A 25,196-nucleotide genomic window follows, 5' to 3' on the forward strand; every position below is an offset into this window, starting at 1 on the left:
TCCGCGACACTAAGGCCCTACGCCAGCTCACGCACCTCCCGGATCACCGTGACGATCTCGTCCATGATCTCGGTCAGCTCGTAGTCCTTGGGCGTGAACACCCTTGCCACGCCACGTTCGCGCAGCTTGGCGGCGTCGTCCGGCGGGATGATGCCGCCGACGATCACCGGGATGTCCCCGGCACCGGCGGCGCGCAGGCCGTCGACCACCGCGGGCACGACCTCGAGGTGCGAGCCAGAGAGGATCGAGAGGCCCACGACGTGCACGTCCTCTTGGACGGCGGCCGAGACGATCTGCGACGGCGTCAGGCGGATGCCCTGGTAGACGACCTCGAAGCCGACGTCGCGGGCGCGGACGGCCACCTGCTCGGCGCCGTTGGAGTGGCCGTCGAGGCCGGGCTTGCCGACCAGCATGCGCAGGCGTTCGCCGAGGTCCTCTCCGGTGGCGCGGACGCGGTCGCGCACGCGGGCGATCTCGGACCCCGCCTCGCCGGACGCCGAAGCGCCGGAAACGCCGGTGGGGGCGCGGTATTCGCCGAACGTCTCGCGCAACGCCTGGGACCACTCGCCGGTCGTCACGCCCGCGCGGGCGCACGCGAGCGTCACCTCCACGAGGTTCTGGTCGGTCTTCGCGGCCGCGCGCAGAGCGTCCAGAGACGCTTCCACCGCGGCGTTGTCGCGCTGCGAACGCCATTGCCGGATGGCTTCCACGGCGTGCAGTTCGACGATCGGGTCGATGGTCTCGATGGCCTTCGCGCCCTCGGCCTGCAACGGCGACGGCTCGGTCGTGTCGAACTTGTTGACGCCGACGACGATGTCCTCGCCCGCCTCGACGCGACGACGGCGATCCGCCAGTGAGGACACCAGGTTCGACTTCATGTAGCCGGACTCGACGGCCGCGACGGCACCGCCCATCGCCTGTACGCGGTCGATCTCCTCGCGCGCACCGGCGAGGATCTCGTCCACCTTCGCCTCGATGACGGGCGAGCCGTCGAAGATGTCGTCGTACTCCAGGAGGTCCGTCTCGTACGCGAGCACCTGCTGCATGCGCAACGCCCACTGCTGGTCCCACGGACGCGGCAGGCCCAACGCCTCGTTCCACGCCGGGAGCTGGATCGCGCGCGCACGGGCGTTGCGGGACAACGACACCGCGAGCATCTCCAGCACGATGCGCTGGACGTTGTTCTCCGGCTGGGCTTCCGTGAGGCCCAGCGAGTTGACCTGCACGCCGTAGCGGAACCGGCGGTGCTTCGGGTTCTCGACGCCGTAGCGTTCCCGCGTGATCTCGTCCCACAGCTGGGCGAACGCGCGCATCTTGCACATCTCCTCGATGAACCGCACACCGGCGTTCACGAAGAAGGAGATGCGGGCGACGACCTCGCCGAACTTCTCCTGCGGCACCTGACCGGAGTCGCGCACGGAGTCGAGGACCGCGATCGCCGTGCACATCGCGTACGCGACCTCCTGCGCCGGCGTCGCGCCGACCTCCTGGAGGTGGTAGCTGCAGATGTTGATCGGGTTCCACTTGGGCACGTTGGAGACGGTCCACGCGACCATGTCGGTGATCAGCCGCAGCGACGGTCCCGGTGGGAACACGTACGTGCCGCGGGACAGGTACTCCTTGATGATGTCGTTCTGCGTCGTGCCGGCGAGCGCCGACGGGTCCGCACCCTGCTCCTCGGCCACGGTGACGTAGAGGGCGAGCAGCCACATGGCCGTCGCGTTGATCGTCATCGACGTGTTGGCGCCGCCGAGGGGGATCTGGTCGAAGAGCTGCCGCATGTCGCCGACGTGGCTGATCGGCACGCCGACCTTGCCGACCTCACCCTTGGCGAGTTCGTCGTCGGGGTCGTAGCCGGTCTGCGTGGGCAGGTCGAACGCCACGCTCAGACCGGTCTGGCCCTTCGCCAGGTTCCGGCGGTAGAGCTCGTTGGACGCCGCGGCCGAGGAGTGGCCCGCGTACGTGCGCATCACCCAGGGGCGGTCGCGCTCACGGTCAGCCGGGTACGGCACAGCAACCTCCCACAACGTCGTTCTCCGGAGCGTACTGGCCAGTAACCAAGGCTGCGCGTGCGATTGCTCACTGAATCGAGACCACTGAGAGCATCATGGAGAGGTGACGGGGATTTACCAGACGGTCGTCGTGTTCGCGGTGCTCGGACTGCTGGCGTTGACGCTGAGGTACTTCGCGGGCAACGACAAGCGGCCCGTACCGGATCTGGACGGCACGGACTTCGGGCTGCTCAGCGAGGTCGCGGTCGTCCCCACCGAAGAGGCGGCGAACGTCCTCGTGCAGAAGCTCAAGCGCAACGGCGTGCGTGCCACGCGTTCGAGGAACGCGCCTTACCAGGTGATGGTGTTCCCGGCGGACGTCCCGAACGCGAAGCTGGTGCTCAAGAGCTGACGCGCTCGACGTCGGCCCCGAGCTTGCGGAGGTTTTCCACGAACCCAGGGTAACCGCGCTCGATGTGGAAGATCTCGTAGACCTCGGTCGCGCCGTCAGCGCAGAGACCGGCGAGCACGAGCCCCGCACCAGCACGGATGTCCGAAGCCCACACCGGCGCACTGGACAGCTTCTCGATGCCGCGGATCACGGCGTGATGACCGTCCGTGCGCGCGTCGGCCCCGAGACGGATCATCTCGTCGATGAACCGGAACCGGGACTCGAACAGGTTCTCCGTGATCATCGCGGTGCCCTCGGACACCGTCGACAGCGCGATCGCGAACGGCTGGTTGTCCGTGGCGAAGCCGGGGTACGGCAACGTCACGAAGTCGACGGCCTTGGGCCGCCCCTCCATGACCACGCGGAACCCCTCGTCCTCACCCTCGTAGACGGTGACCTCGGCCCCCGCCATGCGCAGCTTCTCCAGCACGAGGTCCAGGTGGTGGGGGTTCACGCCGCGCACGCGCACGTCCCCGCGCGTCATCGCGGCGGCGAAACCCCAGGTGGCGCCCACGATCCGGTCACCGATGACCCGGTGCTCGGTCGGCTTGAGCTCCGTGACGCCGTGCACGGTGAGCGTCGAGGTGCCCGCGCCTTCGACCTTCGCCCCCATCTGCGTGAGCATCAGGCAGAGGTCGACGATCTCCGGCTCGCGAGCGGCGTTGTCGATGACCGTGGTGCCGTTGGCCAGCACCGCCGCCATCAGGATGTTCTCGGTGGCCCCCATGCTGGGGAAGTCCAGCCAGATCTGCGTCCCGTGCAGCCCTTCGGCCTCGGCGACGATGCACCCGTGCTCGATCCACGTGGTGGCGCCGAGCTTCTCGAGCCCGCTCTGGTGCATGTCCAACGGCCGCGAGCCGATGGCGTCACCACCCGGCAGCGCCACGACAGCGCGCTTGCACCGCCCCACCAACGGCCCGAGCACGCAGATGCTGGCCCGCAGCTTGCCCATGGCCTCGGAGTCGGCCCGGTGGCTCAACTCGGCAGGCGTCGTGATCCTCGCCACGTCACCCTCGAGCTCCACCTCGCACCCGAGGCTGCGCAGAGCGTCAGCCATCAAGGGCACGTCGAGGATGTCCGGGCAGTTCGTGATGGTCGTCGTGCCCTCGGCCAACAGAGCAGCGGCCATCAACTTGAGCACGCTGTTCTTGGCGCCGACGACCTCGACCTCGCCGACCAACCGTGCGCCACCGTGTACCCGGAAATGCTCACTCACACGGCAATCCTACGTACGGCCATAGAGTGACGAACATGGCGGTACACCTCACCAAGATCTACACGCGCGTGGGCGACGACGGCACCACAGGCCTGGGCGACTTCTCGCGAGTCCGCAAGACCGACCCGCGCATCGAAGCCTATGCGGACGTGGACGAGACGAACGCCTCCCTGGGCGTCGCCCTGGCCCTGGGCAACCTGGCCCCGGACGTCCACGAGGTGGTCCGCAAGGTCCAGAACGACCTCTTCGACGTGGGCGCGGACCTCTGCACCCCGATCGTCCCCGACCCGAAGTACCCGCCCCTGCGAGTGACGCAGTCGTACGTCGACCGCCTGGAGGGCTACTGCGACACGTTCAACGAACGCCTGGGCAAGCTCGACTCGTTCATCCTGAACGGAGGCACCCCGGGAGCGGCCCTCCTGCACCAGGCCCGCACCATCGCCCGCCGCGCGGAACGCCGCGCGTGGGCACAGCTGGAAGCGGCCCCGGAGGAGACCAACGTCCTGACGGCCAAGTACCTGAACCGGCTCTCGGACCTGCTGTTCATCCTGGCCAGGGTGGCGAACCCGGACGGCGACGTGCTGTGGCAGCCGGGCGGCAACGCCTAGCAGGCACGCTGACGCAGGGGTCCCCTTCGAAGTCGGGTCCCCCGCGACCCAACGTACCGACGGGGTCTGACAGTCCCGCCCAACCGCAGTCGCCAACGGAACCCAACCACCGTCTTGGCCCGGCGCGCGGTGCCAACCGGACTGCGACAGCCAACCACCCACGGGTCCTGGCGTGGCGAAGCGGAGCGAGCCCGAACGGGCTGCTTCCCATCACCTGGCCGGTTCCCCTGCCTCGGCGATTGGGGTTTTACCTTGAGAGGGCGGGATGCCAGCCTGCTCGGTCCGGCCGGGGCGCTCTTGATCCCCGGCTTGTGAGGCCGCGAACGCATCCCGCCAGAGGCTCAAGGTCAAGCCCGATCGCACCCCACACAGTCGAACCGACCCGCGCGCCCACCCTCGCAAGGTGAGCCGAAGCGTGGGACGCAACCAACCCCGCTGGAACCGCAACCAGCCCACACAAAAACGACCCGCCGGGATCCCCGACGGGTCGAATCGCAAAATCAAGAAGCCCAGGGAATGGACCGCCCCGGAGGCGAAGACTCCAACCAGGACAAGAACCCGGTCAAAGCATCCGGCCCCATGGCGATCTCGACCTCACCGGAAGCAGACCGGCACCGCAGCACCGTCGCCCCCACCGGCATCGCATAGGCCTCGGGCCCGGTCGGCTCCCGCCGGGCGTCGATCTCCAGCCCGTCCCGCGAGATCAGCTGGTTCGGCCCGGACCCGAGCGACAACACCCGGAACCACGCGAACGAGTCCCCGCGGTAGTGCCCCACGCCGAGGTGCCAGCCACGCCCGCGGTCGTCGAACGAGCTGCGCAGGGCGACGTGCACGCCGCCCTCCCGCAACAAGCGGATCCGGCGCCAGGCGAAGTAGGCGATGACGATCGCCACCCCAAGAAGGATCAGGCCGGCAATCTCGGTGATCCCCACGGCTGCGGCCTCGTGCCCGGTCTCAGGCCGACTGTTCCACGGCCCGCACGCGCGCTGCCGCACGTGCGCGCTCTGCGTCGTCCGCGTCCTGCAGCGCGGTCCGCGCCGCGTCCACGTCGATCTCGCCCGCGAGCTCGGCGTCCTCGGCGAGGATCGATACGCCGCTGCCGGTCACGGAGAGGAAGCCACCGTGCACCGCCGCGGTGACCAGGCCACCGTCGGTCGTGCGCACGCGCACCACGCCACCCTCGACCAGCTGGCCGAGAACGGGCTCGTGACCGGGCAGGATGCCGATCTCGCCCTCGGTGGTCTGCGCCGAAACAGAGGTGGCCTTACCGGACCACAAACGGCGTTCAACGGCGACCAGTTCAACGGTCATCTCGGCCACGCGTATCTCCCTCGTCGTCTGGAGTCGAACTGAGTCTAAACGGTCGCCTGACAACCTTGCCGCCCCGCCCGGTGTCAGTACGTTCGACGACCGCCGGAAGGGGGGACGTGCAGGACTTCGAAGACTTCGTGGCGTTGCGCTCGCAGGCTCTGTTGCGCACCGCCTACCTGCTGTGCGGCGGCGACAAAGGTGCCGCCGAGGACATTCTGCAGGACGTCCTCATGGGCATGTACAGCAAGTGGCGCCGCATCAAGACCTCCCCGGAGGCGTACGCGCGCGCTGCGCTGGCCAATTCGGCCGCCAACCGCTGGCGGCGGCGTTCCCGCAGGCCGGAGGCACCGCTGGAACTGGGGGTGGTGCCTGCGGCCCGCGGTCACGAGCAGCAGGTGGTGGACGCGGACAGCGTGGTGCGCGCGTTGGCGCAGTTGCCCACGAGGATGCGCGCCGTACTGGTGTTGCGGTTCTTCGACGACCTGAGCGAAGCGGAGACGGCACGCGTGCTCGGGTGCGGTGTCGGCACGGTGAAGAGCCAGACCTCGCGCGGCCTCGCCCGCCTGCGCGAACTGATGGGTGAGCAGGTGCTGACGTGGAGCTGAAGCAGGCGATGGAGGCCGCGACGGCGGATCTGGACGTGCGGCCGGGATTCGTGGGGGACGTGATGGCCGGGGGACGGCGGAGGCAGACGCGCAGGCTCGTGACGGTGACCGCGGTGGTGGCGCTGCTGGCGGGCGCGACGGCCGGGGTGGTGGTGACGCGCACGACGGAAGCCGAGCCGGCGGACTCGCGCGTGACGGCGGCGCCGACCGGTCCGTTCGCGGGTGACACCGATCTCCTCGCGACGGCACGGCACCTGTGGACCGATGCGCAGAAGCAGCCGTGGAAACCGACGGAGCCGGTGGTCGAAGTCACATCGCCGCCGAACGTGTTCTGGACGGGACAGGCGATGGCAGGACCGGTGGCCCTGGTCGCGCAGGAGGTCCGGGTGCACAACTCCGCGCGGCCCGCGACGCTCGTCGGTCTCGTGGCCGACGGCGTGGTGGTGAGCCGCGAGGTCGTCACGGAGGAGACGAAGAGCCGCGAGGCGGGCCTCTACCGGTTCGGGCCCGCGGGCGACCAGTACGTGGTGCTGACGCTCGGCAAGACGGTGTCCTGGTCGTGGAAGGCGGTCCGGGGCGCCGACGGCCGGCTCAGCCGCTCCTGGGCCTCGGCCCCGGGCGACGCGAACGGCGCCGTCTACACGGTCGCGCAGCTGTCCGACCGGCCCGTGTTCGTGCGCGGCGACTCGGTGCCGAAGTCCGACGACTTCGCCCAGCAGGCGATCCTCGGCTCCGGCTACTACCCGCAGGGCCCGTTCATGCCCCATCCCGGCATCGGCTGGAACGGGCAGCAGTGCGCGACGGACGCGCCCCCGCAGCCGAGCAGCTGGCCTGGCATGAACGTGCCTACGGCACAACAGGAACTCCAGAAGCGCGCGCTGCTCGACTACCTGGTCAGCTGGGACTCGGCCGGCACCTGGAGCGTCTGCGCATGGCTGCCGGACGGGCGCCACGCGCTGATGTTCGAGGCGTACGGCGAGCTCTACGGCGTGCTGTACCGGCCGGACGGCACGTTCAGCGCGCCCGCGTTCGGCGGCAAGGCCGTCAAGGGGCAGCCGGCGGTGCTGCCGCTCCCCGACGGCCAGGGCACGATCGTCGCCGACTTCAACGGCTACCTAGGCCCGCAGGGGCGCGAGCACGCCTGGCTGGCCCCTGCCGGCACCAAGGAGGTCACCGTGGTGCAGCAGGGCGTGTCCACCGTGGTCCAGCTGCCCTGAAGCCCTGCCTCGGCGCTGTCCTACACGTCTGTCAGGTGGCAGTGGCGGCCGAGGGACCCGGAGGCGGTGCTTAGCCGTGCCAGGAGCGCCACAGCGTCGCGTACGTGCCGTCCCTGGCCACCAGGTCGTCGTGCGAGCCCAGCTCCACGACGCGGCCCGCGTCGACGACCGCGATCCGGTCGGCGTCCCGCGCGGTCTGCAGCCGGTGCGCGATCGCGATCACCGTGCGTCTCTCCCGCACGGCCGCGATCGCGCGCTCGGCGTGCCTGGCCGTCGCCGGGTCCAGCGAGGACGTCGCTTCGTCCAGCACCAGCGTGTGCGGGTCGGCGACCTCGACGCGGGCCAGCGCGAGTTGCTGCGCCTGCGCGGGATCCAGCTCCACGCCACCCGCCCCGAGTCGCGTCTCCAGGCCGTCGGGCAACTCGTCGAACCACCGCGCGCCGACGAGCTGCAACGCCTCGAGCAGCTTCTCGTCGGGAGCGTCCGGCGCCGCCATCGCCAGGTTCTCCCGGACCGTGCCGATGAACACGTGGTGCTCCTGCGTCACGAGGACGATCCGCTGCTCGCCCGCGGCCGCGAGGTCCGCGACCGGCGCGCCACCGACCAGCACCGACCCCTGTGACGGCCTGTCGACGCCCGCGATCAGCCTGCCGAGCGTCGACTTGCCCGCGCCGGAGACCCCGACGATCGCCAGCCGTTCTCCCTGCTGCACCACGAGATCGACGCCGTGCAGCACCTCGTGTCCGTCCACATAGGAGTAGCGGACGCCCCGCACCTCGATGCGGTCGTCTGCCGGCTCGCGCACCTCCGGTGAGGCTTCACCGTGCGCCCCGATGCCCTCGATCCGCGCGAACGAGGCTCCTGCGCGTTGCAGGAACTCGATCCAGAACATGATGCGTTCCATCGGTTCGACGAGCCGCCACACCCACAGCACCGCCGTGACGACGACCTCGAGCCGCACCCCGTCGTTCGCGTAGAAGAAACCGCCGACCAGCAGCACGAGCACGGCCGGCACGACGTTCAGGAAGGTGGTCGCGGGGAACAGCACGTTCCGCAGCCGCAGCGTACGCATCCGGGCCCGGAACGCCCGCGCGATGGCGTCGTCCGCGGCCGCGACCATCCGGTCCCTCAGCCCGTACGTCTCGATCGTCCGGCTGCCCTCACCGACCGCCGCGGAGATCTCGGCGACGTCACCGTTCGCCTCGCTCTCGACGAGGTACGCCTCGCGCGCACGGACGAGGTACCAGTGCGTCGCCCACACCACGAACGGCATCCCGGCCAGCGACACGAGCCCCAGCACGGGATCCAGCCAGAACACCGCCACGAACACGACGACGAGGTGCACGGCGCCTGTGAGCACCTCGGGCACGCCGTCCCGCAACGCCTGGCCGACCACGCCGACGTCGCTCGTCACGCGGGTGAGCAGGTCGCCGGTGCTCAGCCTGTCGACCACCCGCGCGGGCAACGCCAGCGTCCGCGTCACCGCCCCCTCCCGCAGCGACGCGAGGAACCGTTCGCCGAGCCGCGCCGTCAGCAGAGCGCTGTACCGCACCAGCAACAGGTGCGCCAGCGCGGCACTGACCACACCGAGCGCGAGCACGTCCACGGTGGACAGCGTCAGCGTGCCCGCCTCCACCCCGCCGACGATCTTGCCGAGCAGGTAGGGCCCGGCCAGCGCCGACACCGCCGACAGCGCCGTCATCAGCAGCACCACGGCCAGCGCGGGGCGTTCGCCGCGCAGCAGCTGCACGGCCGCCTGCCGCACCTCACGCCGGTCCGCGACCGGCAGCCTGGTGATCATCGGCTCTCCTCCAGCCGCACGACCTGGTCCGCCTGTCCCGCCCACAACGGCGACGACGACACCACGACCGTGGTGCGCCCCGCCCGCCGCTGCCGCACCCTCTTCGCCACCGCGGCCTCGGTGACGGCGTCGAGCGCCGACGTGGGCTCCACCAGCACCAGCAGCTCCGGCTCGCTCAGCAACGCGCGCACGAGCCGAAGCCGTTGCCGCTGACCGCCGGACACGTTGCGCCCCTGCGACTCCAGGTGCGAGTCGAGCCCGTCCGGCAGCGCCTCCACGACGTCCACGGCGGCTGCCGCGTACAGCGCCTCGTCCAGTTCGCGGTCGAGGTGCTCCCCCACCGAGACGGCCTCGCGCACGGTGCCGGGGAACAGGTAGTCGTCGTTGTCCGCCACCACACCGGGCAGCCGGTCGACCGCGTCCCTGGCCAGGGTCGCGTTGGCCGACACGACCACCGTCAACGCGCCCGTCTTCACGTCCAGCGGCCCGGGATCGTCGCTCTTCTCGTCCGGCTGCAACCGCAGCACGTCGATCACCCGCCGCGCCGACACCAGCGCACGAGGAATCGCGTCCGCACCTTCCATGAAGAACGCCACGGGCACCGTCAACGTGGTGACGTACAGGTAGACCGCGAGCATCTCCTCGATCGTGATCGCCCCGGACACCACCATCCGCGCCACGATCCACGTGACCACGGCGAGGAACAACGCGGGCAGCCCCCACGTCACCGCCTGCACCCAACTGAGCCAGGCCGACACCCGGTACCCGTCCCGCAGCACCTCGCGCGACATCCCGCGGAACCGAGCCTCGAACGCCGGCTTCCCGCCGATGCCGGACAACACCCGCAGGCCGCCGACGATGTCCCCGGCCCGAGCGCTCAGCTCCCCCTGCCGTTCCCGGTACCCGGCTTCCACCTCGTGCAGCCGCTTCAGCACCGGCCCGGTGACCAGCGCGAGCACCGGCACCCCGAGCAACACCACGACAGCGACCAGCGGCGAGATCCGCACCAGCAAAACGGCGGTGGCCGCGTACGCGATCACCGCCCCCACCCCGGGACCGGTACTGGTCAACGCGTGCGCCAACCGCGCCGTGTCGCCGTTCTGCAGGTACGTGAGCTCCCCTGTGGACAGCTTCCGCCGCACCACCCCGCCCAGCCGGGTGACGTGCCGCACCACGACCTGCGCGGTCCGCAACGCGGCGTCGGTGCGCACCAACGTCATCGTCCGGTGCCGCGCGATGAACACCAACGCCAACCCGACACCCACGAGCACGAGGGCCCCGCACCACCACAACAGAGCTACCCGGTCACCGCCCCTCAGCCCGTCCTCGACGGCTCGTGAGATGAGGTACGGCGGCACCATGAGCCCGCACATGGACACCGACCCCCACCACGCCCCGGCGAGCACCCGCCCGCGCTGCACGCGCACGAGCCACCACAGGTACCGCCAGGGCGAGCGCAGATCCGGAACCCCGGGATCGTCGTGAGGAACGTGTCGGGCCATACCCCGACCTTGCCATCACTCAGCAGGCACCACGACCGATTTCGCCTTCAGGCTAATCACACCAACGGCCGTGGCGCCCAACGCCGCGATGAACGCAAACGCATAGAAGCCCCACGGGTGCGCCAGTCCAGCCGTGAGCAACGCACCTCCGAGGAGAGGCCCACTAATGGCACCCAACCGCCCCACCCCAGCGGCCCACCCGATGCCAGTAGCCCGGTTCTCCTCGTAAACCCGACCGGCAAAGGCATACACGAGCACCTGAGCGCTGAACACGAAGCACCCGGCCAAGAACACCGCGACGTACACCCCGACCCCGGGCAACTTGACGCTCAACAGCGCCAAGAACACCACGGCCCCGGCGAACCACCCGACAGCCGCAGGCCTGACGCCGATCTTGTCCGCCACCGCACCGGCGACGAGAAGCCCGACCACAGCACCGATGTTGAGCGTCAGCAACAACGCCAACGCCGTCCCGAGCTCGTACCCGGCGCTGCGCATGATCTGCGGCAGCCAGGTGTTCAACCCGTACACCAACAACAACCCCATGAACGAGGCGACCCAAAAGGCCACAGTGGCCTTCCGCAACCCGGGCCGGAACAACGACCCGACAGCCTCCAGCGCGGGAGCCTTCCGCACCACGGTCTCCGGCAAGTGCTTGACCATCAACGGAATCAGCACCAGCGCGGGCAACGCCCCCACCACGAACAGGGCCCGCCACCCCCACTCGGGAATGAGCACGATCCCCAGCAACGCAGTGATGACGGCACCCACGTGGTACCCGGTCATGATCAGCGTGGTGGCCCGCCCACCCCGCTGCGGCCGAGCCTCGTTGACCAACGCGATAGCGGTGGGCAAACACCCACCGAGCCCAAGCCCCGCGAGGAACCGCAGCACCCCGAACGTCGTCGCGTCCGGCGCGAACGCACACGCCAGCGTGAACACCGAGAACCCGGCCACCGCGAAGATCATCACCTTGCGCCGCCCGATGACGTCGGTGATCGTCCCGATGACCAACGCACCGATCATCATCCCGACCAGACCGGCCGTGGACACAGCACTGGCGGAGGCGGTGGTGAGCAGCTTCTCCTGCAACAGCACGGGAATGACCGTGCCGAGCACCACTAGGTCAAAGCCGTCCAACAGCACCGCGGTCCAGCAAAGCGGCAACACCCACTTGTTCACGCGCACTCTCCTCGTCGAGGTGATGCCGTGCATCGTGGGCCTTGAGCCAGACAGCGGGGAGTCCGGTTTCCACTCAGCGGAAAGCTGTCGACCGCAGACAGGGGGCGAGACGGATGGGAGCAGCAGGAAGACGGGGCAGGGGTGGAACGGCAGCCGGAAAGGAGAAGCGGGACAGGATGAGCGGGGCGAAGGGAGCAGGGCGGCCCGGGGCGAGGCGAGTGGGGCAGGGCGGGCGGAGCGCGAGGCAGCCAAGAGCTGGGCAACCAATGGCTTGAGGGGACGAAGCCGCAGGCGAGGCCGACCGAGCGCAAGCATCGCGACGGCGCAGCCGAGCTCGCCGAGACCCAACGCAATGCCGGAGGCGAGCCGACCGTCTTGGCTGAACCGTCCAGCCGGTATCCATGACGTGCCAACGGAACCCAGCCACGCACCCGAAGGGATTGGGGCTTGACTTCGGGTGCGAGGTGCTACCACTCGTGGCTCGGCCGGGCGCTTTTCAGCCCGGCCGAGCCGGTCCGGCCAGCGCCTCGCAAGGGCCCCGAAGTCAAGCCCCGATCCCTGTCGACGCGCCAGCGGCGATGACGCAACCAAAGCTCGTCCAGGTCTGCACCAAACGGGACCACCGCACTGGTGACGCGACACGCAAAAGGGCCGTCCCTCCAAAATGGAGAGACGGCCCTCAGCAAGCAACCAGAAACCTCAGTTACCGGCCAGCTTCTTGGCGTTGGCCTCGACGTCGTCCAACCCGCCGCAGGAGAAGAACGCCTGCTCCGGGAAGTGGTCGAACTCGCCCTTGCACACGCGGTCGAACGCCTCGACCGTGTCCTTGATCGGCACGAACGACCCGGGCTGCCCGGTGAACTTCTCCGCGACGAAGAAGTTCTGGCCGAGGAAGCGCTCGAGACGACGCGCGCGACCGACGAGGACCTTGTCCTCCTCGGAGAGCTCGTCCATGCCGAGGATGGCGATGATGTCCTGCAGCTCCTTGTACTTCTGCAGGATCCGCTTCACCTCCTGGGCGACCCGGTAGTGCTCCTCGCCGACGATCGACGGCTCGAGGATTCGAGACGACGACGACAGCGGGTCGACAGCCGGGTAGATGCCCTTCTGGGAGATCGGACGGGAAAGCTCCGTCGTCGCGTCCAGGTGGGCGAAGGTGGTCGCCGGGGCGGGGTCGGTGTAGTCGTCCGCGGGCACGTAGATGGCCTGCAGCGAGGTGATCGACTTACCGCGCGTCGAGGTGATGCGCTCCTGGAGCTCACCCATCTCGTCGGCCAGCGTCGGCTGGTAACCCACGGCGGAAGGCATGCGGCCCAGCAGGGTCGACACCTCGGAACCGGCCTGGGTGAAGCGGAAGATGTTGTCGATGAAGAGCAGCACGTCCTGGTTCTGCACGTCGCGGAAGTACTCCGCCATCGTGAGAGCGGACAGCGCGACGCGCATACGCGTGCCGGGCGGCTCGTCCATCTGACCGAAGACGAGAGCGGTGTCCTGGAGAACACCCATCTCTTCCATCTCGAGGTGGAGGTCGGTGCCCTCACGGGTGCGCTCACCGACGCCGGCGAACACCGACGTACCGGAGAACTCGCGGGCGATACGCGTGATCATCTCCTGGATGAGCACGGTCTTGCCGACACCCGCACCGCCGAACAGGCCGATCTTGCCACCCTTGACGTACGGGGTGAGCAGGTCGATGACCTTCACGCCGGTCTCGAGGATTTCGGTCTTGCCCTCGAGCTGGTCGAACGACGGAGCCTTGCGGTGGATGCCCCACTGCTCGCCGTCGCGGCCGAGGCCCGGCTCGTCGAGGCAGTCACCGAGGGCGTTGAACACGTGGCCCTTGACGACGTCACCGACGGGAACCGAGATCGCCTTGCCGGTGTCGGACACCGGCGCGCCGCGGACGAGGCCGTCGGTCGGCTGCATCGAGATGGTGCGGACGAGGTTGTCGCCGAGGTGCTGCGCGACCTCGAGGGTCAGCGTCTTGGCGACGGCCTCGAACGTGATGTCCACGTTCAGGGCGTTGAACAGCTCGGGCACGGCGTCGCGCGGGAACTCCACGTCGACGACCGCACCGATCACCCGGACCACACGGCCGGTGCGGGTGGTGGTGGCAGTAGCACTCATGTCACTCATCACTTCCTGCGCCACCGGTAAGCGCGGCAGCGCCACCGACGATCTCGCTGATCTCCTGGGTGATCTGGGCCTGACGGGCCGAGTTCGCCGCCCGGCTGAGGTTCCGGACCAGCTCCGTCGCGTTGTCCGTCGCGGCCTTCATGGCCGTACGACGGGCAGCCGACTCCGAAGCCGCCGCCTCCAGCATGGCGGAGAACAGGCGAGTCTTCACGTACTTGGGCAGCATCGCACCCAGCAGCGCCTCCGCGCTGGGTTCGAAGTCGTACACCGCACGCGGACCCTTGGGGGTCTCGCCGGTGTACTCGACCTCCATCGGCGCGATGCGCTTGGCGGCCGGCGTCTGGACCAGCATGGACTTGAACTCGGTGTACACGACGTGGATCTCGTCCACGCCCTGCGCGCCGTTCTCCGTGCCTTCCAGGAACGCGTTCACCACAGCGTCACCGGCCTCGACGGCGTTCACGTAGTGCGGGGTCTGCGAGAACCCGCTCCACGATCCCGTGACCTCGCGGCGGCGGAACTGGTAGTAGCCCTGACCCTTGCGGCCGGCCACGTACAGCACCGGCTCCTTGCCTTCGGACCGGAGCAGCTCCAGGAGCTGCTCGGCGGCCTTGAGCACGTTGGCGTTGTAACCGCCGCACATGCCCTTGTCGCTCGTGATCACCAGCACCGCGGCGCGCTTCGGGTTCGCGCGTTCCGTCAGCAGCGGGTGGTCGAGGTTCGCCGAGGCCTCGGCCAACGCGGAGAGAACGTTCGTGATCTCGTCCGCGTACGGCCGGGAGGCCGCGACCCTGGTCTGCGCCTTCGCGAGGCGAGACGTCGCGATGAGCTCGTAGGCCTTCGTGATCTTCTTGGTCGAGTTGACCGTTCGGATCCGTTGGCGGAGCTCCCGAATCTGTGCGCCCATGGCTCAGATCACTTCTTGGTCGGCTCGGGCTTGTTGACCTTCACCGACTCCTGGCCGACCTTGTCGGCGTCGAGCGCCTTCGCGGGGGCCTCGTTGACGATGGTCGAGCCGTCGGAAGCGGTGAACTGCTTCTTGAACTCCTTGACCGCGTCGACGACGCGCTTCTGGGCGTCGTCACCGAACTGCTTGGTCTCGACGATCGAGCCCAGGAGGTCGGCGTGGTTGCGGCGCAGCGAGTCCTTGAAGTCGGCCACGAAGCGACGGATGTCGGCGACGGGGACGTCGTCCAGGTGGCCCTTGGTCGCGGCGAAGATCTCGACGACCTGCTCCTCGACGGGGACCGGCGAGTACTGGCCCTGCTTGAGCAGCTCGACCAGACGGGCACCGCGGTCCAGCTGGGCGCGCGAGGCGGCGTCGAGGTCGGACGCGAACGCGGAGAAGGCCTCCAGCTCGCGGAACTGCGACAGGTCGAGGCGCAGCGAGCCCGCGACCGACTTCATCGCCTTGATCTGCGCGGCACCGCCGACGCGGGAGACCGAGATACCCACGTTGACGGCCGGGCGGACACCGGCGTTGAACAGGTCGGACTCGAGGAAGCACTGACCGTCGGTGATCGAGATGACGTTGGTCGGGATGTACGCCGACACGTCGTTCGCCTTGGTCTCGATGATCGGGAGACCCGTCATCGAGCCGCCGCCCATCTCGTCCGACAGCTTCGCGCAACGCTCGAGGAGACGCGAGTGCAAGTAGAAGACGTCGCCGGGGTAGGCCTCGCGGCCCGGCGGGCGACGCAGCAGCAGCGAGATGGCGCGGTACGCCTCGGCCTGCTTGGTCAGGTCGTCGAAGATGATCAGGACGTGCTTGCCCTGGTACATCCAGTGCTGGCCGATGGCGGAGCCGGTGTACGGCGCCAGCCACTTGAAGCCGGCGGAGTCGGAGGCCGGGGCGGCGACGATCGTCGTGTACTCGAGTGCGCCCGCCTCCTCCAGCGCGGTCTTGACGCCCGCGATGGTGGAGCCCTTCTGGCCGATGGCGACGTACACGCAGCGGACCTGCTGCTTGGGGTCGCCCGACTCCCAGGCCTTCTTCTGGTTGATGATCGTGTCGATGCAGACCGCGGTCTTGCCGGTCTTGCGGTCACCGATGATCAGCTGGCGCTGACCGCGACCGATCGGCGTCATCGCGTCGATGGCCTTGATGCCGGTCTGCATCGGCTCGGACACCGGCTGGCGCTGCAGCACGGTGGCGGCCTGCAGTTCCAGGGCGCGGTTGTCGTCCGCGACGATGTCGCCGAGGCCGTCGATCGGCTCGCCGAGCGGGTTGACGACGCGACCGAGGAAGCCGTCGCCGACCGGCACCGACAGGACCTTGCCGGTCCGGCGGACTTCCTGGCCCTCTTCGATCTTGTCGAAGTCACCGAGGATGACCGCACCGATGTTGCGGACCTCGAGGTTCAGCGCGACGCCGAGGACGCCGCCGGGGAACTCGAGAAGCTCGTTGGTCATCGTGCCCGGAAGGCCCTCGACGATGGCGATGCCGTCGTAGGTCTCGGAGACGGTACCGACCTCTTCCCGGCTGACCTCCGGGGAGTAGCTCTCGACGTACTTCTCGATCGCACTGCGGATCTCGTCCGACGAGATCGTCAGCTCCGCCATGTCGTTCCTGCTCTCACTTCTTCGTACTTGGGAAAGGGCTCGGGGGCTAGCTGGCGAGATTGCGGCGCAGTGCCGCCAACCGGCCGGCGATGCTTCCGTCGATGATCTCGTCGCCGATCTTGATCGAGAGGCCGCCGCCCAGCGAGGGGTCGACCTCCACGTGCAGCGCGATCGGGCGCGAGTAGATCGTGGTCAGCGTCGCGGTCAAGCGGTCGATCTGCTCTGCCGTCAGCTCCACAGCGGACTTCACGTGCGCGACGGAGCGCTGACGGCGCTGGGCCGCCAGGTCGGCGAGCTCGGAGAGCCCGTCCGCCACGCGCAGTCCGCGCGGGTTGCTGACCAGCTGGTCCACCAGGGTCTTGGTGACCGGGCTGACCTTCCCCTGGATCAGGGAGTCGACCAGGGCGACCTTGCCGGCGGTGTCACCGGCGGGGTCCGCCAGCAGCAGTTCGAGCTCGTTCGAGCCGGCAACGATGCGACCGAGCCGGAACAGTTCGTCCTCGGTGGAGTCGAGCTGACCGTCGCGCTCCGCGCGCACGAGCAGTGCGGTGCGGGCGAGCGACTCGACGCCGTCCACGAGCTCGCGCGGGCTGGACCAGCGCGCGGTCACGACGGCGACCAGGACCTGCAGGGTCTCGTCACCGACCTTGCCCGAGAACAGGCCGCGCAGCAGCTGCTCGCGACCGGCGGCGTCGGACGAGGCGTCGGCGAGAGCGCCGCGCAGCGTCCGCTGCTCGATCAGCAGGCCGAGCACGGCGAAGAGCTCCTCACCGAGCTTGGCGAGGTCGTCCGTCGACGTGGTGGCGTCGGCCAGCTCCAGCAGCCGCAGTTCCGCGGCTGCCAGAGCTTCACGACTTGCGGCGTGCAACGTCATCGGCAGCCTCTACTTGCTCGCCGGCGCCGCGACGGCGTCCAGCTCGTTGAGGAAGCGGTCGACGGTGCCGCGGCGGCGGGAGTCGTCCTCGAGGGACTCGCCCACGACCTTGCTCGCCAGCTCGACGGCGGTGCGGCCGAGGTCGGCACGCAGCTCCGCGACGATCTGGGCGCGCTGAGCGTCCAGCTGGTGCTGGCCCTGCGCGACGATGCGCGCCGACTCGGCCTGCGCCTGCTCACGCAGCTCCTCGACGATCTGCAGGCCCTCGGCCCGTGCGTCGTCGCGGATGCGGGCGGCCTCGGCGCGAGCCTCGGCCAGCTGCTCCTTGTACTGCTCGAGAGTGCGCTGAGCTTCGGCCTGGGCCTGCTCCGCCTTCTCGATGCCACCCTCGATCTTGGCCGTCCGCTCCTCGTACAACGCCTCGAAGCGCGGTGACACGAACTTCTTGATGACGAAGAGGAGGAGCAGGAACGCGACGAGACCGAGGATGATCTCCGAGGTATGCGGAATGACCGGGTTGACCGGACCCTCCGCAGCCAGGATGAGGGTGTCCATCACGCGGGTTCTCCTAACGCGTTGAAGGGTTAGGTCAGGCCGCGGTCGCGATGAAGTACACGACGAAGCCGATCAGCGCGAGGACCTCGACGATGGCGAAGGTGGTCCACGCGAGGCTGAGCAGGACGCCGCGGGCCTCGGGCTGGCGGGCGGTGCCGCTGATGACCGAGGAGAAGATCAGACCCACGCCGATGCCGGGGCCGATGGCCGCGAGACCGTAACCGATGGCCGCGAGACCCGGGTTGATGGAGCCGGCGTCCTGGGCAATCTGGAGAGCGCTCACTGTTGCTGTTCCCTTTCCAACTCGGTCCGCGAGAGTTCGCGGATCGGAGGCTTTGTGCTGTTACTCAGTGCTCTTCTGCCAGCGCCATGCCGATGTAGCTGGCAGACAGCAGCGCGAAGATGTAGGCCTGGAGGCACATGATCAGTGCTTCCAGGAAGGTCAGCGCGATGGCGAAGGCGAAGGACACCGGCGCCACGATGACGGTCAGCCCGCCATTGAGCAGCAGGAACTCACCGGCCAGGGTGAACACCAGCAGCAGGAGGTGACCCGCGAACATGGCAGCGAAAACTCGGATCGCCAGCGTGAGCGGGTTCAGGATGAACTTCTGGAAGAACTCGATCGGGATCAGCAGCGGGAGCACGAACCACGGCGCGCCCGGCGGAATCGTCTGGTGCTTCAAGTAGCCCGTGAAGCCGTGCCGCTTGAACCCGACGAAGTGGTACACCGGGTAAACGACGAGCAACGAAACGGCGAGCGGGAAGCCGATGTGCGACATCGTCGGGAACTGAATGATCGGGATGAGCCCGAACAGGTTGTTCACCAGGACGAAGGTGAAGATCGTGAGGATCAGCGGGATGAAGGGCTTGAAGTCCTTCGCGCCGATCTGTTCCCTGGCGATGTTGTTGCGCCCGAAGTCGTAAACCGACTCGGCGGCGAACTGGAACTTGCCGGGGATGAGCTTCAGGTTGCGTGTCGCGGCGACGAAGAACACGCCGATGATCACGATCGACAGCACCAGCAGGACCATCGGCTTCGTGACCGAGCCGAAGATCGGCGGGAGGAAGAAGTCCTTCACACCGGGAGCGACGAACTCGCCCCCCGAAGCCAGCAACTTGGTCACTGTGTTCCTTCCGGTTCTCCCGGCCGGCGTTCACTCCGCCGGGGGAATCGTCACGATCTGGACTTAACGTACCTTACGGTTCGCAAGCGACTACCAGAGGCACCCCTTCGATCGGGTGTCCCTGGTCACGCGGACCATATCAGCAGGTCTAGGCGCCTTCGGAGGCGGGGACCACCATCTGACTACGGCTCCGCTTGGAGGCTCTGGCCTCCAGGTACGACGTCACGAGCACCGTCGCCACCAGGGTGATTCCGAGTGCCTTGGGTTCGAGCCACGACTGGTTGCGGAGCAGGATCACCGCCAGCAGCAGGACGATCAGCTTGCCCATGAATCCACCGAGTGCGGCGACCATCACGAACATCGGATCGAGGGCCGCCGTCTTGCGCATCAACAACAGCGTGGCAAGGCCCGAAACGATGGCGATGGCACCACCGATCAATGACCCGAAGAGACCAGGGGTCCCCCAGATCACCGTTGACACGGCCACACCGACGACAAAGGTGCCGAGCGTGGCCCATGCGGCCGCTCGGAACATTTCCCCGGCGAGCCGCTGGACGACCAGCTCGTGCGTGACGGCCTTGTCCGCGTCGCTCATGTCCCGAAGTGTAGGAACTGCCATAGAGGACCTCGCGGGCAGCCCCTGATTAACGACGGTTAAGCGGCCCCAAACAAGACGGCGCACCAATTTCCCGGTCGGACCGTCAGGACTTTCGAGCGTCCCGCAGCCTGGGAATCACCGACACCACGAACGTCACGATCAGCCCGATGACGAAGCAGGTGGCCACGATGATCGGGTCGAAGAGCGTCAGCGCCACGGCTCCGAACGCCAGAACGCCCGCCCACAAGTAGATGAGCAGCACGGCACGGCGTTGCGAGTGGCCGATCTCCAGCAACCGGTGGTGCAGGTGCATCTTGTCCGGCGAGAACGGGCTCTCGCCGCGCCTGGTGCGGCGGATGATGGCCATCAGCAGGTCGAGCAGCGGCACGAACAGCACGGCGGCGACCACGATCAGCGGCGAGAGCAGACCGAGCAGGTCGGCCGCGCTGCCGGTGGCCTGGTTGATCTTGCCGGACGCGCTGGTGGTGGCGGCCGCCAGCATGAGGCCGATGAGCATGGAGCCCGAGTCGCCCATGAAGATGCGCGCGGGGTTGAAGTTGTGCGGCAGGAAGCCGAGGCAGGCGCCCGCGAGCACGGCGGCGATCAGGGCCGGCGGGTAGGCCTCGACGGCGCCCTGGCGTTCGACGAGCAGGCCGATCGAGAACACGGCCGTCGCGGCGGCGGCGATGAGGCCGATGCCGGCGGCGAGTCCGTCGAGGCCGTCGACGAAGTTCATCGCGTTGATCATGGTGACCGCGAGCAGCACGGTCAGCAGCGCGCCCTGGTTCTGGTCGAGCGAGATGGTCGCGCCGCCGTCCCACGGCACCCACGCGATCATCCACTGCAGGCCGAACAGCACGAGGATGCCCGCGGCGGTGACCTGACCGGCGAGCTTGGTGAGCGAGTCGAGCTCGAACCTGTCGTCGATCGCGCCCACGAGCACGATGACGCCGCCCGCGACGATGACGCCCCACGGGTCGTTGGAGAAGTCGAACCCTGCCCGCAGCACCGGCAGTTGGTGCGCCACGAACATGCCTGCCAGCACACCGCCGTAGATGGCGACACCACCCATGCGCGGCATGGGTTGCACGTGCACGTCCCGTTGCCGCGGGTAGGCGACCGCCCCGAGCCGGAACGCCATGGCGCGCACCAGGCCCACGAGCAGGAACGTCACGACGGCAGCGATCAACGCGACGAGCAGGTACTCGCGCACGGGGAGGACGAACGAGGATGCGGGCCCCACGGGCCTACCAATCAATCGGGAATGTTCGGGGTGGTCGCCACGGTACCCGCGGCGACCATGATCAATTCTGGCAGCCGCCCGCTACCGCGCGACCTCGACCTCGACGCCGAGCACCTCGTCGACGTCGGCCTTGCTCACCGCGCCCTCGCGCAGGATCAGCGCGTCCGGCCCGGTGAGGTCGACGATGGTCGAGGCGATGTTCTCGCCGCTGAGCCCACCGTCGAGGTACACGGGCACGGCGTCGCCGAGCTGGTCACGTGCCTCCTGCGCACTGGCCGCGGGCGCGTGCCCGGTCCGGTTCGCACTGGACACGGCCATCGGACCGACGTCCCTGAGGAGTTCCAGCGCCACCGGGTGCAACGGCATGCGCAACATGACCGTGCCGCGCGTCTGCCCCAGGTCCCAAGCCAGACTCGGCGCGTGCGGCAGCACGATGCTCAACCCACCGGGCCAGAACGCCTCGATGAGGGCCCGCGCCTGCCGGGGCACGCTCAGCACCAGGCCGTCGATCGTGGTCCAGGACCCGACCAGCACCGGCACGGGCATGTCGGGCCCGCGCCCCTTGGCGTCGAGAAGACTCCGGACGGCTTCCGCGTCGAACGCGTCGCAGCCGATCCCGTAGACGGTGTCGGTGGGCAGGACGACGAGGCGTCCGCTCCGCACCGCACCGGCGGCAGCGGCGAGTCCCGCCGCGCGGTTGCCCGGTTCGCTGCAGTCGTAGACCGTGCTCACCTCGCTGAGCCTAGCCATCCGGCCCGATCGGGTGACGCAAGGCCCGCCCTAACGCCCTCGTCGCGCGCAAACGTGTGCCTCGGTTCTCACTTTGCGCAGTTGAGGCCCGCCTGACCAGGCATTGTTTGAGCCCATGAGTTGTAAGTAGTTCAACGCATCCCCCAAACGGGCGCACAACTGTAAGGTCATGGGTCGACCACAGAGCGCAATGGGGGAGGGTCGAGCTTCTGTGTCTGAAGAAGTTGTGACGAGCGGAAAAGTCGGCACCAGCTTCACCGACATCTTCGGCAGCGGGCTCACCGCGGTCATGGACGCGGGCAGGGCCGTGGCGATCGCCGTGGAGACCCAGCAGCTGTCCGTCGACCCGCACCTGGTCGACGCCATGATCAAAAAGCTGACCGAGATGGGCGACGCCATCGACAAGGTTGGGCGCAGCGCGAACAACCTCAGCATCGACACCAAGCTCGGCGGGGGTTATGCCGAGCAGATCAGTGCAAGCAACAGAACGTTCGGCACAGCAGCGCAACAGACGCTCAAGGAACTGGCAAAGGCGATCGAAGATCTGAAGACGCAGATCGAGAAGAGCCGTGCCACCTACAAGGCCTCCGACCGGAACTCGGCCGACGCGATCAAGAAACTTGGGAAGTGATGAAGCGCATCCTCATCGTCGCTATCGGACTGGCGGTCCTGACCACCGGATGCACCGGCAACCCGGTCAGCGGCGACCCGACTCCTACTGGCGGCGGCTCCACCTCCACCAGCACTTCCAGCTCCGCTTCCGGTCTTGACTCGGTCAAGCCGTGCGACCTGCTCACCGAGGCCGAGGTGACCGGGCTCGGTCTCACCTACCCCGGCGAAGCAGAGCAGGTCGGCACGGCCGACAGTTGCGACTGGAGGGTGAGCGGCAACGGCGGGCTCCAGGTGGGCATCCGCACCAAGTCCGGCCTCGCGGACCTGAACCTCGTCGGCGACAAGGTCAGCGACGTGAAGGTCGGCAAGTACGACGCGAAGAAGGTCGAGGCGCAGAACGGGGGGAAAAACGGCTGCACCTTCGCGATCGGGGTCACGGAGTCGTCCTCGGTCGTCGTGATCGCAAATCTCAAAGGCACCTCAGAGGACACCGCCGGCGCATGTGAGCGGTCTTCCAAGGCCGCCGAGCTGATCGCACCGAAACTGCCGTAACGCCGTCCGAGGGGGAATCTCATGGCGCCCGTCAAACCCACCGTCCCGCACCCGAACGCCAACTACCCCGGCGTGCCGCACGAGCAGATGCAGAAGCTGGTCAACGACAACTACGTCCGCGGCGCCGCGGACCAGGTGATCGACGCGTGGGCCAAGATCGGTGAGCAGTTCAAGACGCTGGCCACCGACTTCAACATCCTGGTCAACGGCTCGCAGTCGGCGTGGACCGGCAGGGCTGCCGACGGTGTCAGGAAAGCGCTCGGCAAGGTGGGGACGTTCGCCGACACCACCGGCGAGGGGTTCGAGCGCACCTCCAAGGCCATCGCCGAGCAGCGGAACGCGGCGGCTCAGGCGAACAGCACCATGCCTCCGCCCGTGAAGTTCAGCCCCGGCGACATCTTCACGAAGTGGGCCACCCCGGCGGTCATCTTCCCGCCGGCCATGGTGGGCGCCCCGTTCGAGATGTTCGCCAAGCACCAGGAACAGCAGGCGGCCAAGGCCGAGGCCGTCCAGGTCATGCAGACCCGCGACAACACGATGATGGCCGCCGCGATGTCCATGCCCACCATGGAATCCACGCCGAAGGTCACGCAGGACCCCGGTGCGGTGACGCCGCCTGGCCACAACAACAACTCGAACACCAACCTGGGCAACGTCAACGCCAACCAGCAGTTCGGCAACAACAGCAGCAGCAACGGCATGCCGTCGTTGCCGCCTCCTGGCAACGGCACGACCAACGCCGCATGGGCAGCGCCCAAGACCAGCGACCCCGGACTGAACAACCCCAACAACCCGCCCGGCGGCCAGAACCGGCCTCCCGTCGGACCTCCGATCGGACCGCCCGGAACGTTCCCTCCCGGCCTGCGGCCTCCCGGCGGCGGCCAGAACGGCAGGCCCGGCGGTGGCGGTCCCGGCATGGGACGTGGCGGGCCTGGAGGTGGCGGGGCCGGTGCTGGCGCAGGTCGCGGCATGGGGCCCGGCGGCATGGCCGGCGTCGGTGGTTCTGGGCGCGGCATGGGCAGCTTCGGGCCCGCCACGCCTGGTGGCGGTGCCGGTGTCATGGGCGGCGGAGCCGGTGGCGTCGGCGGTGCGGCGGGTGCCGGTGCCGGTGGTCGTGGTGCCGCGGGCGGCATGGGTGCCGGTGGTGCTGGTGCCGGGCAGGGTGGTGCCGGCGAGGAGGACAAGGAGCACAAGTCCAACTACCTCGTGCCCACCGACGAGTTCTTCGACGACGATCGCATGGTCGCGCCGCCGGTGATCGGCGGATGAAGCGGATCGCCCAGCTCTCGCTGCCCGCGTTCGAGGTGCTGTGGGAGAACGTCAAGGCGGGCGCGATTCCCTATCCGTTCGACGTCGAGCAGCACGGCGAGACGCTGGAGGAGCGGGCGCGCATCAAGGCCGCTGTGCTCGCGGATCTCGAGCGGCGGAACCTGGCGAGGCGCGGACGGCCTGAGCCTGACCTCGAGGACGCGCTGAACCTGTTGGCGCGGCCCGAGTTGAGGGTCATCGCCGTCGCCATGCCGGACATGGGTCAGGAACGGCTGGTGCGGGCCAGCGTGGTGGCGCGCGGTGGGTACGCGGTGCTCGTGGTGCAGGAGGAGGCCGGCGTCACGCTGGACCTGGTACAGCCCAACGAGATCGCCACGAGCATCGCGAGTGTGATGCCGCCTGGGCGGCCTGGGCCGGGCAAGCCGGTGACGGTGCCGGCCCAGGCGTTCGAGGCGCCCCAGCAGCAAGAAGGTTTTCGGCAGGCCGTCCGGACCACCGAGAACGACGACGTCCGGCTCGCCAAGCAGATGTTGACCGGGCCGGCGCTCGGCAACGGGCACTTCCTCGTGCAGCTGAACCAGGGGCGCACGAAGCGGGACTTCCCGCCGGTCACCTGGATCGACACCAACGCGGGGCGGTACGCCAACGTGCCCGCACGCTCCGGGTGGTTCACGATCGGGCCCGCCGACAACATGGGGCTGGCACGGCACCTCGGACAGGTGCTGGCGATGACCAACGAGCGGTAGGCGCACACGCGGTCACGCGCGAGGCGGCGGTTCCTCGTAGCGCGTGACCGCGTGCCCTCCCCGCGGAGAACATACGTCCGTTCGGTCTCAAGTCGAACAAACGTCGCTTTATTGGCCAGGTTTTGGCCACCCCTGCACCACGCCGCAGGCAACCGATCATCGGGCGCGTCCGAGAAGCGCTTCGGTTGCCCTCTTTCGGCGCATTGACAATTTACTTTCAGGCGACCTTCGCGCAATTCGGATCCAAAGCGACTATCGTCCCTGCAGCACAGTGCATTTACCCGTTGTTCG

The 25,196-nt window shown here is 68.5% G+C and carries 25 protein-coding genes; 8 read left to right on the plus strand and 17 right to left on the minus strand.

The window, feature by feature from the left end:
* Positions 1-17 precede the first annotated feature (17 nt).
* On the minus strand, positions 18-2,012 hold the full coding sequence (locus QSK25_RS40445; RefSeq protein WP_285646499.1) for an ethylmalonyl-CoA mutase: 1,995 nt from the start codon (positions 2,010-2,012) through the stop codon (positions 18-20).
* Positions 2,013-2,115: 103 nt separating this feature from the next.
* Here QSK25_RS40445 and QSK25_RS40450 point away from each other — a divergent pair, with 103 nt between their 5' ends.
* On the plus strand, positions 2,116-2,403 hold the full coding sequence (locus tag QSK25_RS40450) for a hypothetical protein (RefSeq protein ID WP_285646500.1): 288 nt from the start codon (positions 2,116-2,118) through the stop codon (positions 2,401-2,403).
* On the opposite strand, the gene murA is transcribed toward QSK25_RS40450, so the two are convergent.
* Positions 2,393-3,658: a UDP-N-acetylglucosamine 1-carboxyvinyltransferase gene (gene murA / locus QSK25_RS40455; RefSeq protein WP_285646501.1), complete on the minus strand. Its 1,266-nt coding sequence runs from the start codon at positions 3,656-3,658 to the stop codon at positions 2,393-2,395. The genes QSK25_RS40450 and murA overlap by 11 nt on opposite strands.
* Before the next feature lie 35 nt (positions 3,659-3,693).
* Between murA and QSK25_RS40460 the strand changes: the two genes are divergently transcribed.
* Positions 3,694-4,266: a cob(I)yrinic acid a,c-diamide adenosyltransferase gene (locus QSK25_RS40460; protein WP_285646503.1), complete on the plus strand. Its 573-nt coding sequence runs from the start codon at positions 3,694-3,696 to the stop codon at positions 4,264-4,266.
* A gap of 500 nt (positions 4,267-4,766) precedes the next feature.
* On the opposite strand, the gene QSK25_RS40465 is transcribed toward QSK25_RS40460, so the two are convergent.
* Both QSK25_RS40465 and QSK25_RS40470 read right to left on the minus strand, forming a co-directional pair.
* Complete coding sequence (locus QSK25_RS40465) at positions 4,767-5,198, minus strand: DUF2550 domain-containing protein (RefSeq protein WP_285646504.1); 432 nt, start codon at positions 5,196-5,198, stop codon at positions 4,767-4,769.
* Positions 5,199-5,220: 22 nt separating this feature from the next.
* Positions 5,221-5,586, minus strand: coding sequence for a F0F1 ATP synthase subunit epsilon (locus QSK25_RS40470; RefSeq protein ID WP_285646505.1), 366 nt, complete (start codon positions 5,584-5,586; stop codon positions 5,221-5,223).
* Positions 5,587-5,693: 107 nt separating this feature from the next.
* Here QSK25_RS40470 and QSK25_RS40475 point away from each other — a divergent pair, with 107 nt between their 5' ends.
* On the plus strand, positions 5,694-6,182 hold the full coding sequence (locus QSK25_RS40475) for a SigE family RNA polymerase sigma factor (protein ID WP_285646506.1): 489 nt from the start codon (positions 5,694-5,696) through the stop codon (positions 6,180-6,182).
* On the plus strand, positions 6,173-7,399 hold the full coding sequence (locus QSK25_RS40480; RefSeq protein ID WP_285646507.1) for a hypothetical protein: 1,227 nt from the start codon (positions 6,173-6,175) through the stop codon (positions 7,397-7,399). Before QSK25_RS40475 ends, QSK25_RS40480 begins: the two co-directional genes overlap by 10 nt.
* Positions 7,400-7,469: 70 nt before the next feature.
* Here QSK25_RS40480 and QSK25_RS40485 read toward each other — a convergent pair whose 3' ends face one another.
* From QSK25_RS40485 to QSK25_RS40545, 13 genes are all read right to left on the minus strand, one after another.
* The gene (locus tag QSK25_RS40485) at positions 7,470-9,200 is read right to left on the minus strand and encodes an ABC transporter ATP-binding protein (protein WP_285646508.1); all 1,731 of its coding nucleotides are present in this window, start codon (positions 9,198-9,200) and stop codon (positions 7,470-7,472) included.
* Positions 9,197-10,702 carry an ABC transporter transmembrane domain-containing protein gene (locus tag QSK25_RS40490; RefSeq protein ID WP_285646510.1) on the minus strand — a complete coding sequence of 502 codons (1,506 nt, stop codon included), beginning with the start codon at positions 10,700-10,702 and terminating at the stop codon, positions 9,197-9,199. The genes QSK25_RS40485 and QSK25_RS40490 overlap by 4 nt, the downstream gene beginning before the upstream one ends.
* A 15-nt stretch (positions 10,703-10,717) precedes the next feature.
* Positions 10,718-11,884, minus strand: coding sequence for an MFS transporter (locus QSK25_RS40495; RefSeq protein WP_285646512.1), 1,167 nt, complete (start codon positions 11,882-11,884; stop codon positions 10,718-10,720).
* Between the two features lie 699 nt (positions 11,885-12,583).
* The gene (gene atpD / locus QSK25_RS40500; RefSeq protein ID WP_285646514.1) at positions 12,584-14,020 is read right to left on the minus strand and encodes a F0F1 ATP synthase subunit beta; all 1,437 of its coding nucleotides are present in this window, start codon (positions 14,018-14,020) and stop codon (positions 12,584-12,586) included.
* The gene (locus QSK25_RS40505; RefSeq protein WP_285646515.1) at positions 14,013-14,927 is read right to left on the minus strand and encodes a F0F1 ATP synthase subunit gamma; all 915 of its coding nucleotides are present in this window, start codon (positions 14,925-14,927) and stop codon (positions 14,013-14,015) included. Before QSK25_RS40505 ends, atpD begins: the two co-directional genes overlap by 8 nt.
* Positions 14,928-14,935: 8 nt before the next feature.
* Positions 14,936-16,582 (minus strand): F0F1 ATP synthase subunit alpha, encoded by a 1,647-nt coding sequence (atpA, locus tag QSK25_RS40510; protein WP_285646517.1) that lies wholly within the window; start codon positions 16,580-16,582, stop codon positions 14,936-14,938.
* Between the two features lie 46 nt (positions 16,583-16,628).
* The gene (locus QSK25_RS40515; protein ID WP_285646549.1) at positions 16,629-17,462 is read right to left on the minus strand and encodes a F0F1 ATP synthase subunit delta; all 834 of its coding nucleotides are present in this window, start codon (positions 17,460-17,462) and stop codon (positions 16,629-16,631) included.
* A 3-nt stretch (positions 17,463-17,465) separates the two neighbouring features.
* The gene (locus QSK25_RS40520) at positions 17,466-18,011 is read right to left on the minus strand and encodes a F0F1 ATP synthase subunit B (RefSeq protein ID WP_285646518.1); all 546 of its coding nucleotides are present in this window, start codon (positions 18,009-18,011) and stop codon (positions 17,466-17,468) included.
* Between the two features lie 34 nt (positions 18,012-18,045).
* Positions 18,046-18,294, minus strand: a complete 249-nt coding sequence (locus tag QSK25_RS40525; RefSeq protein WP_285646519.1) for an ATP synthase subunit C-like protein — start codon at positions 18,292-18,294, stop codon at positions 18,046-18,048.
* Positions 18,295-18,358: 64 nt separating this feature from the next.
* Entirely contained in the window at positions 18,359-19,135 is a 777-nt protein-coding gene (gene atpB, locus QSK25_RS40530) for a F0F1 ATP synthase subunit A (protein WP_285646521.1), read from the minus strand.
* 148 nt (positions 19,136-19,283) lie between these two features.
* Positions 19,284-19,730, minus strand: a complete 447-nt coding sequence (locus tag QSK25_RS40535) for a Cg1360 family ATP-synthase-associated protein (RefSeq protein WP_285646522.1) — start codon at positions 19,728-19,730, stop codon at positions 19,284-19,286.
* Positions 19,731-19,836: 106 nt separating this feature from the next.
* Positions 19,837-20,976: a glycosyltransferase family 4 protein gene (locus QSK25_RS40540; RefSeq protein ID WP_285646523.1), complete on the minus strand. Its 1,140-nt coding sequence runs from the start codon at positions 20,974-20,976 to the stop codon at positions 19,837-19,839.
* An 81-nt stretch (positions 20,977-21,057) separates the two neighbouring features.
* A complete protein-coding gene (locus QSK25_RS40545) occupies positions 21,058-21,708 on the minus strand; it encodes an L-threonylcarbamoyladenylate synthase (protein WP_285646524.1) in 651 nt (216 codons plus the stop codon).
* A 229-nt stretch (positions 21,709-21,937) separates the two neighbouring features.
* Here QSK25_RS40545 and QSK25_RS40550 point away from each other — a divergent pair, with 229 nt between their 5' ends.
* Genes QSK25_RS40550 through QSK25_RS40565 form a run of 4 tightly spaced genes read left to right on the plus strand, consistent with a single transcriptional unit; the run spans position 21,938 to position 24,905 of the window.
* Positions 21,938-22,357 (plus strand): type VII secretion target, encoded by a 420-nt coding sequence (locus QSK25_RS40550; RefSeq protein ID WP_285646525.1) that lies wholly within the window; start codon positions 21,938-21,940, stop codon positions 22,355-22,357.
* Positions 22,357-22,890: a DUF3558 domain-containing protein gene (locus tag QSK25_RS40555; RefSeq protein ID WP_285646527.1), complete on the plus strand. Its 534-nt coding sequence runs from the start codon at positions 22,357-22,359 to the stop codon at positions 22,888-22,890. The genes QSK25_RS40550 and QSK25_RS40555 overlap by 1 nt, the downstream gene beginning before the upstream one ends.
* 21 nt (positions 22,891-22,911) lie before the next feature.
* Positions 22,912-24,159, plus strand: a complete 1,248-nt coding sequence (locus QSK25_RS40560; RefSeq protein WP_285646529.1) for a hypothetical protein — start codon at positions 22,912-22,914, stop codon at positions 24,157-24,159.
* Positions 24,156-24,905: an ESX secretion-associated protein EspG gene (locus QSK25_RS40565; RefSeq protein WP_285646530.1), complete on the plus strand. Its 750-nt coding sequence runs from the start codon at positions 24,156-24,158 to the stop codon at positions 24,903-24,905. Before QSK25_RS40560 ends, QSK25_RS40565 begins: the two co-directional genes overlap by 4 nt.
* Positions 24,906-25,196: the final 291 nt, after the last annotated feature.

The organism is Lentzea sp. NBRC 102530, from assembly GCF_030269365.1.
Classification (GTDB): domain Bacteria; phylum Actinomycetota; class Actinomycetes; order Mycobacteriales; family Pseudonocardiaceae; genus Lentzea.

Coding starts and splice junctions, on each gene's coding strand:
- QSK25_RS40460 (WP_285646503.1), top strand. CDS start 3,694: ATGGCGGTACACCTCACCAAGATCTACACGCGCGTGGGCGACGACGGC.
- QSK25_RS40485 (WP_285646508.1), bottom strand. CDS start 9,200: ATGATCACCAGGCTGCCGGTCGCGGACCGGCGTGAGGTGCGGCAGGCG.
- QSK25_RS40490 (WP_285646510.1), bottom strand. CDS start 10,702: ATGGCCCGACACGTTCCTCACGACGATCCCGGGGTTCCGGATCTGCGC.
- atpD (WP_285646514.1), bottom strand. CDS start 14,020: ATGAGTGACATGAGTGCTACTGCCACCACCACCCGCACCGGCCGTGTG.
- QSK25_RS40505 (WP_285646515.1), bottom strand. CDS start 14,927: ATGGGCGCACAGATTCGGGAGCTCCGCCAACGGATCCGAACGGTCAAC.
- atpA (WP_285646517.1), bottom strand. CDS start 16,582: ATGGCGGAGCTGACGATCTCGTCGGACGAGATCCGCAGTGCGATCGAG.
- QSK25_RS40520 (WP_285646518.1), bottom strand. CDS start 18,011: ATGGACACCCTCATCCTGGCTGCGGAGGGTCCGGTCAACCCGGTCATT.
- QSK25_RS40535 (WP_285646522.1), bottom strand. CDS start 19,730: ATGAGCGACGCGGACAAGGCCGTCACGCACGAGCTGGTCGTCCAGCGG.
- QSK25_RS40555 (WP_285646527.1), top strand. CDS start 22,357: ATGAAGCGCATCCTCATCGTCGCTATCGGACTGGCGGTCCTGACCACC.
- QSK25_RS40560 (WP_285646529.1), top strand. CDS start 22,912: ATGGCGCCCGTCAAACCCACCGTCCCGCACCCGAACGCCAACTACCCC.
- QSK25_RS40565 (WP_285646530.1), top strand. CDS start 24,156: ATGAAGCGGATCGCCCAGCTCTCGCTGCCCGCGTTCGAGGTGCTGTGG.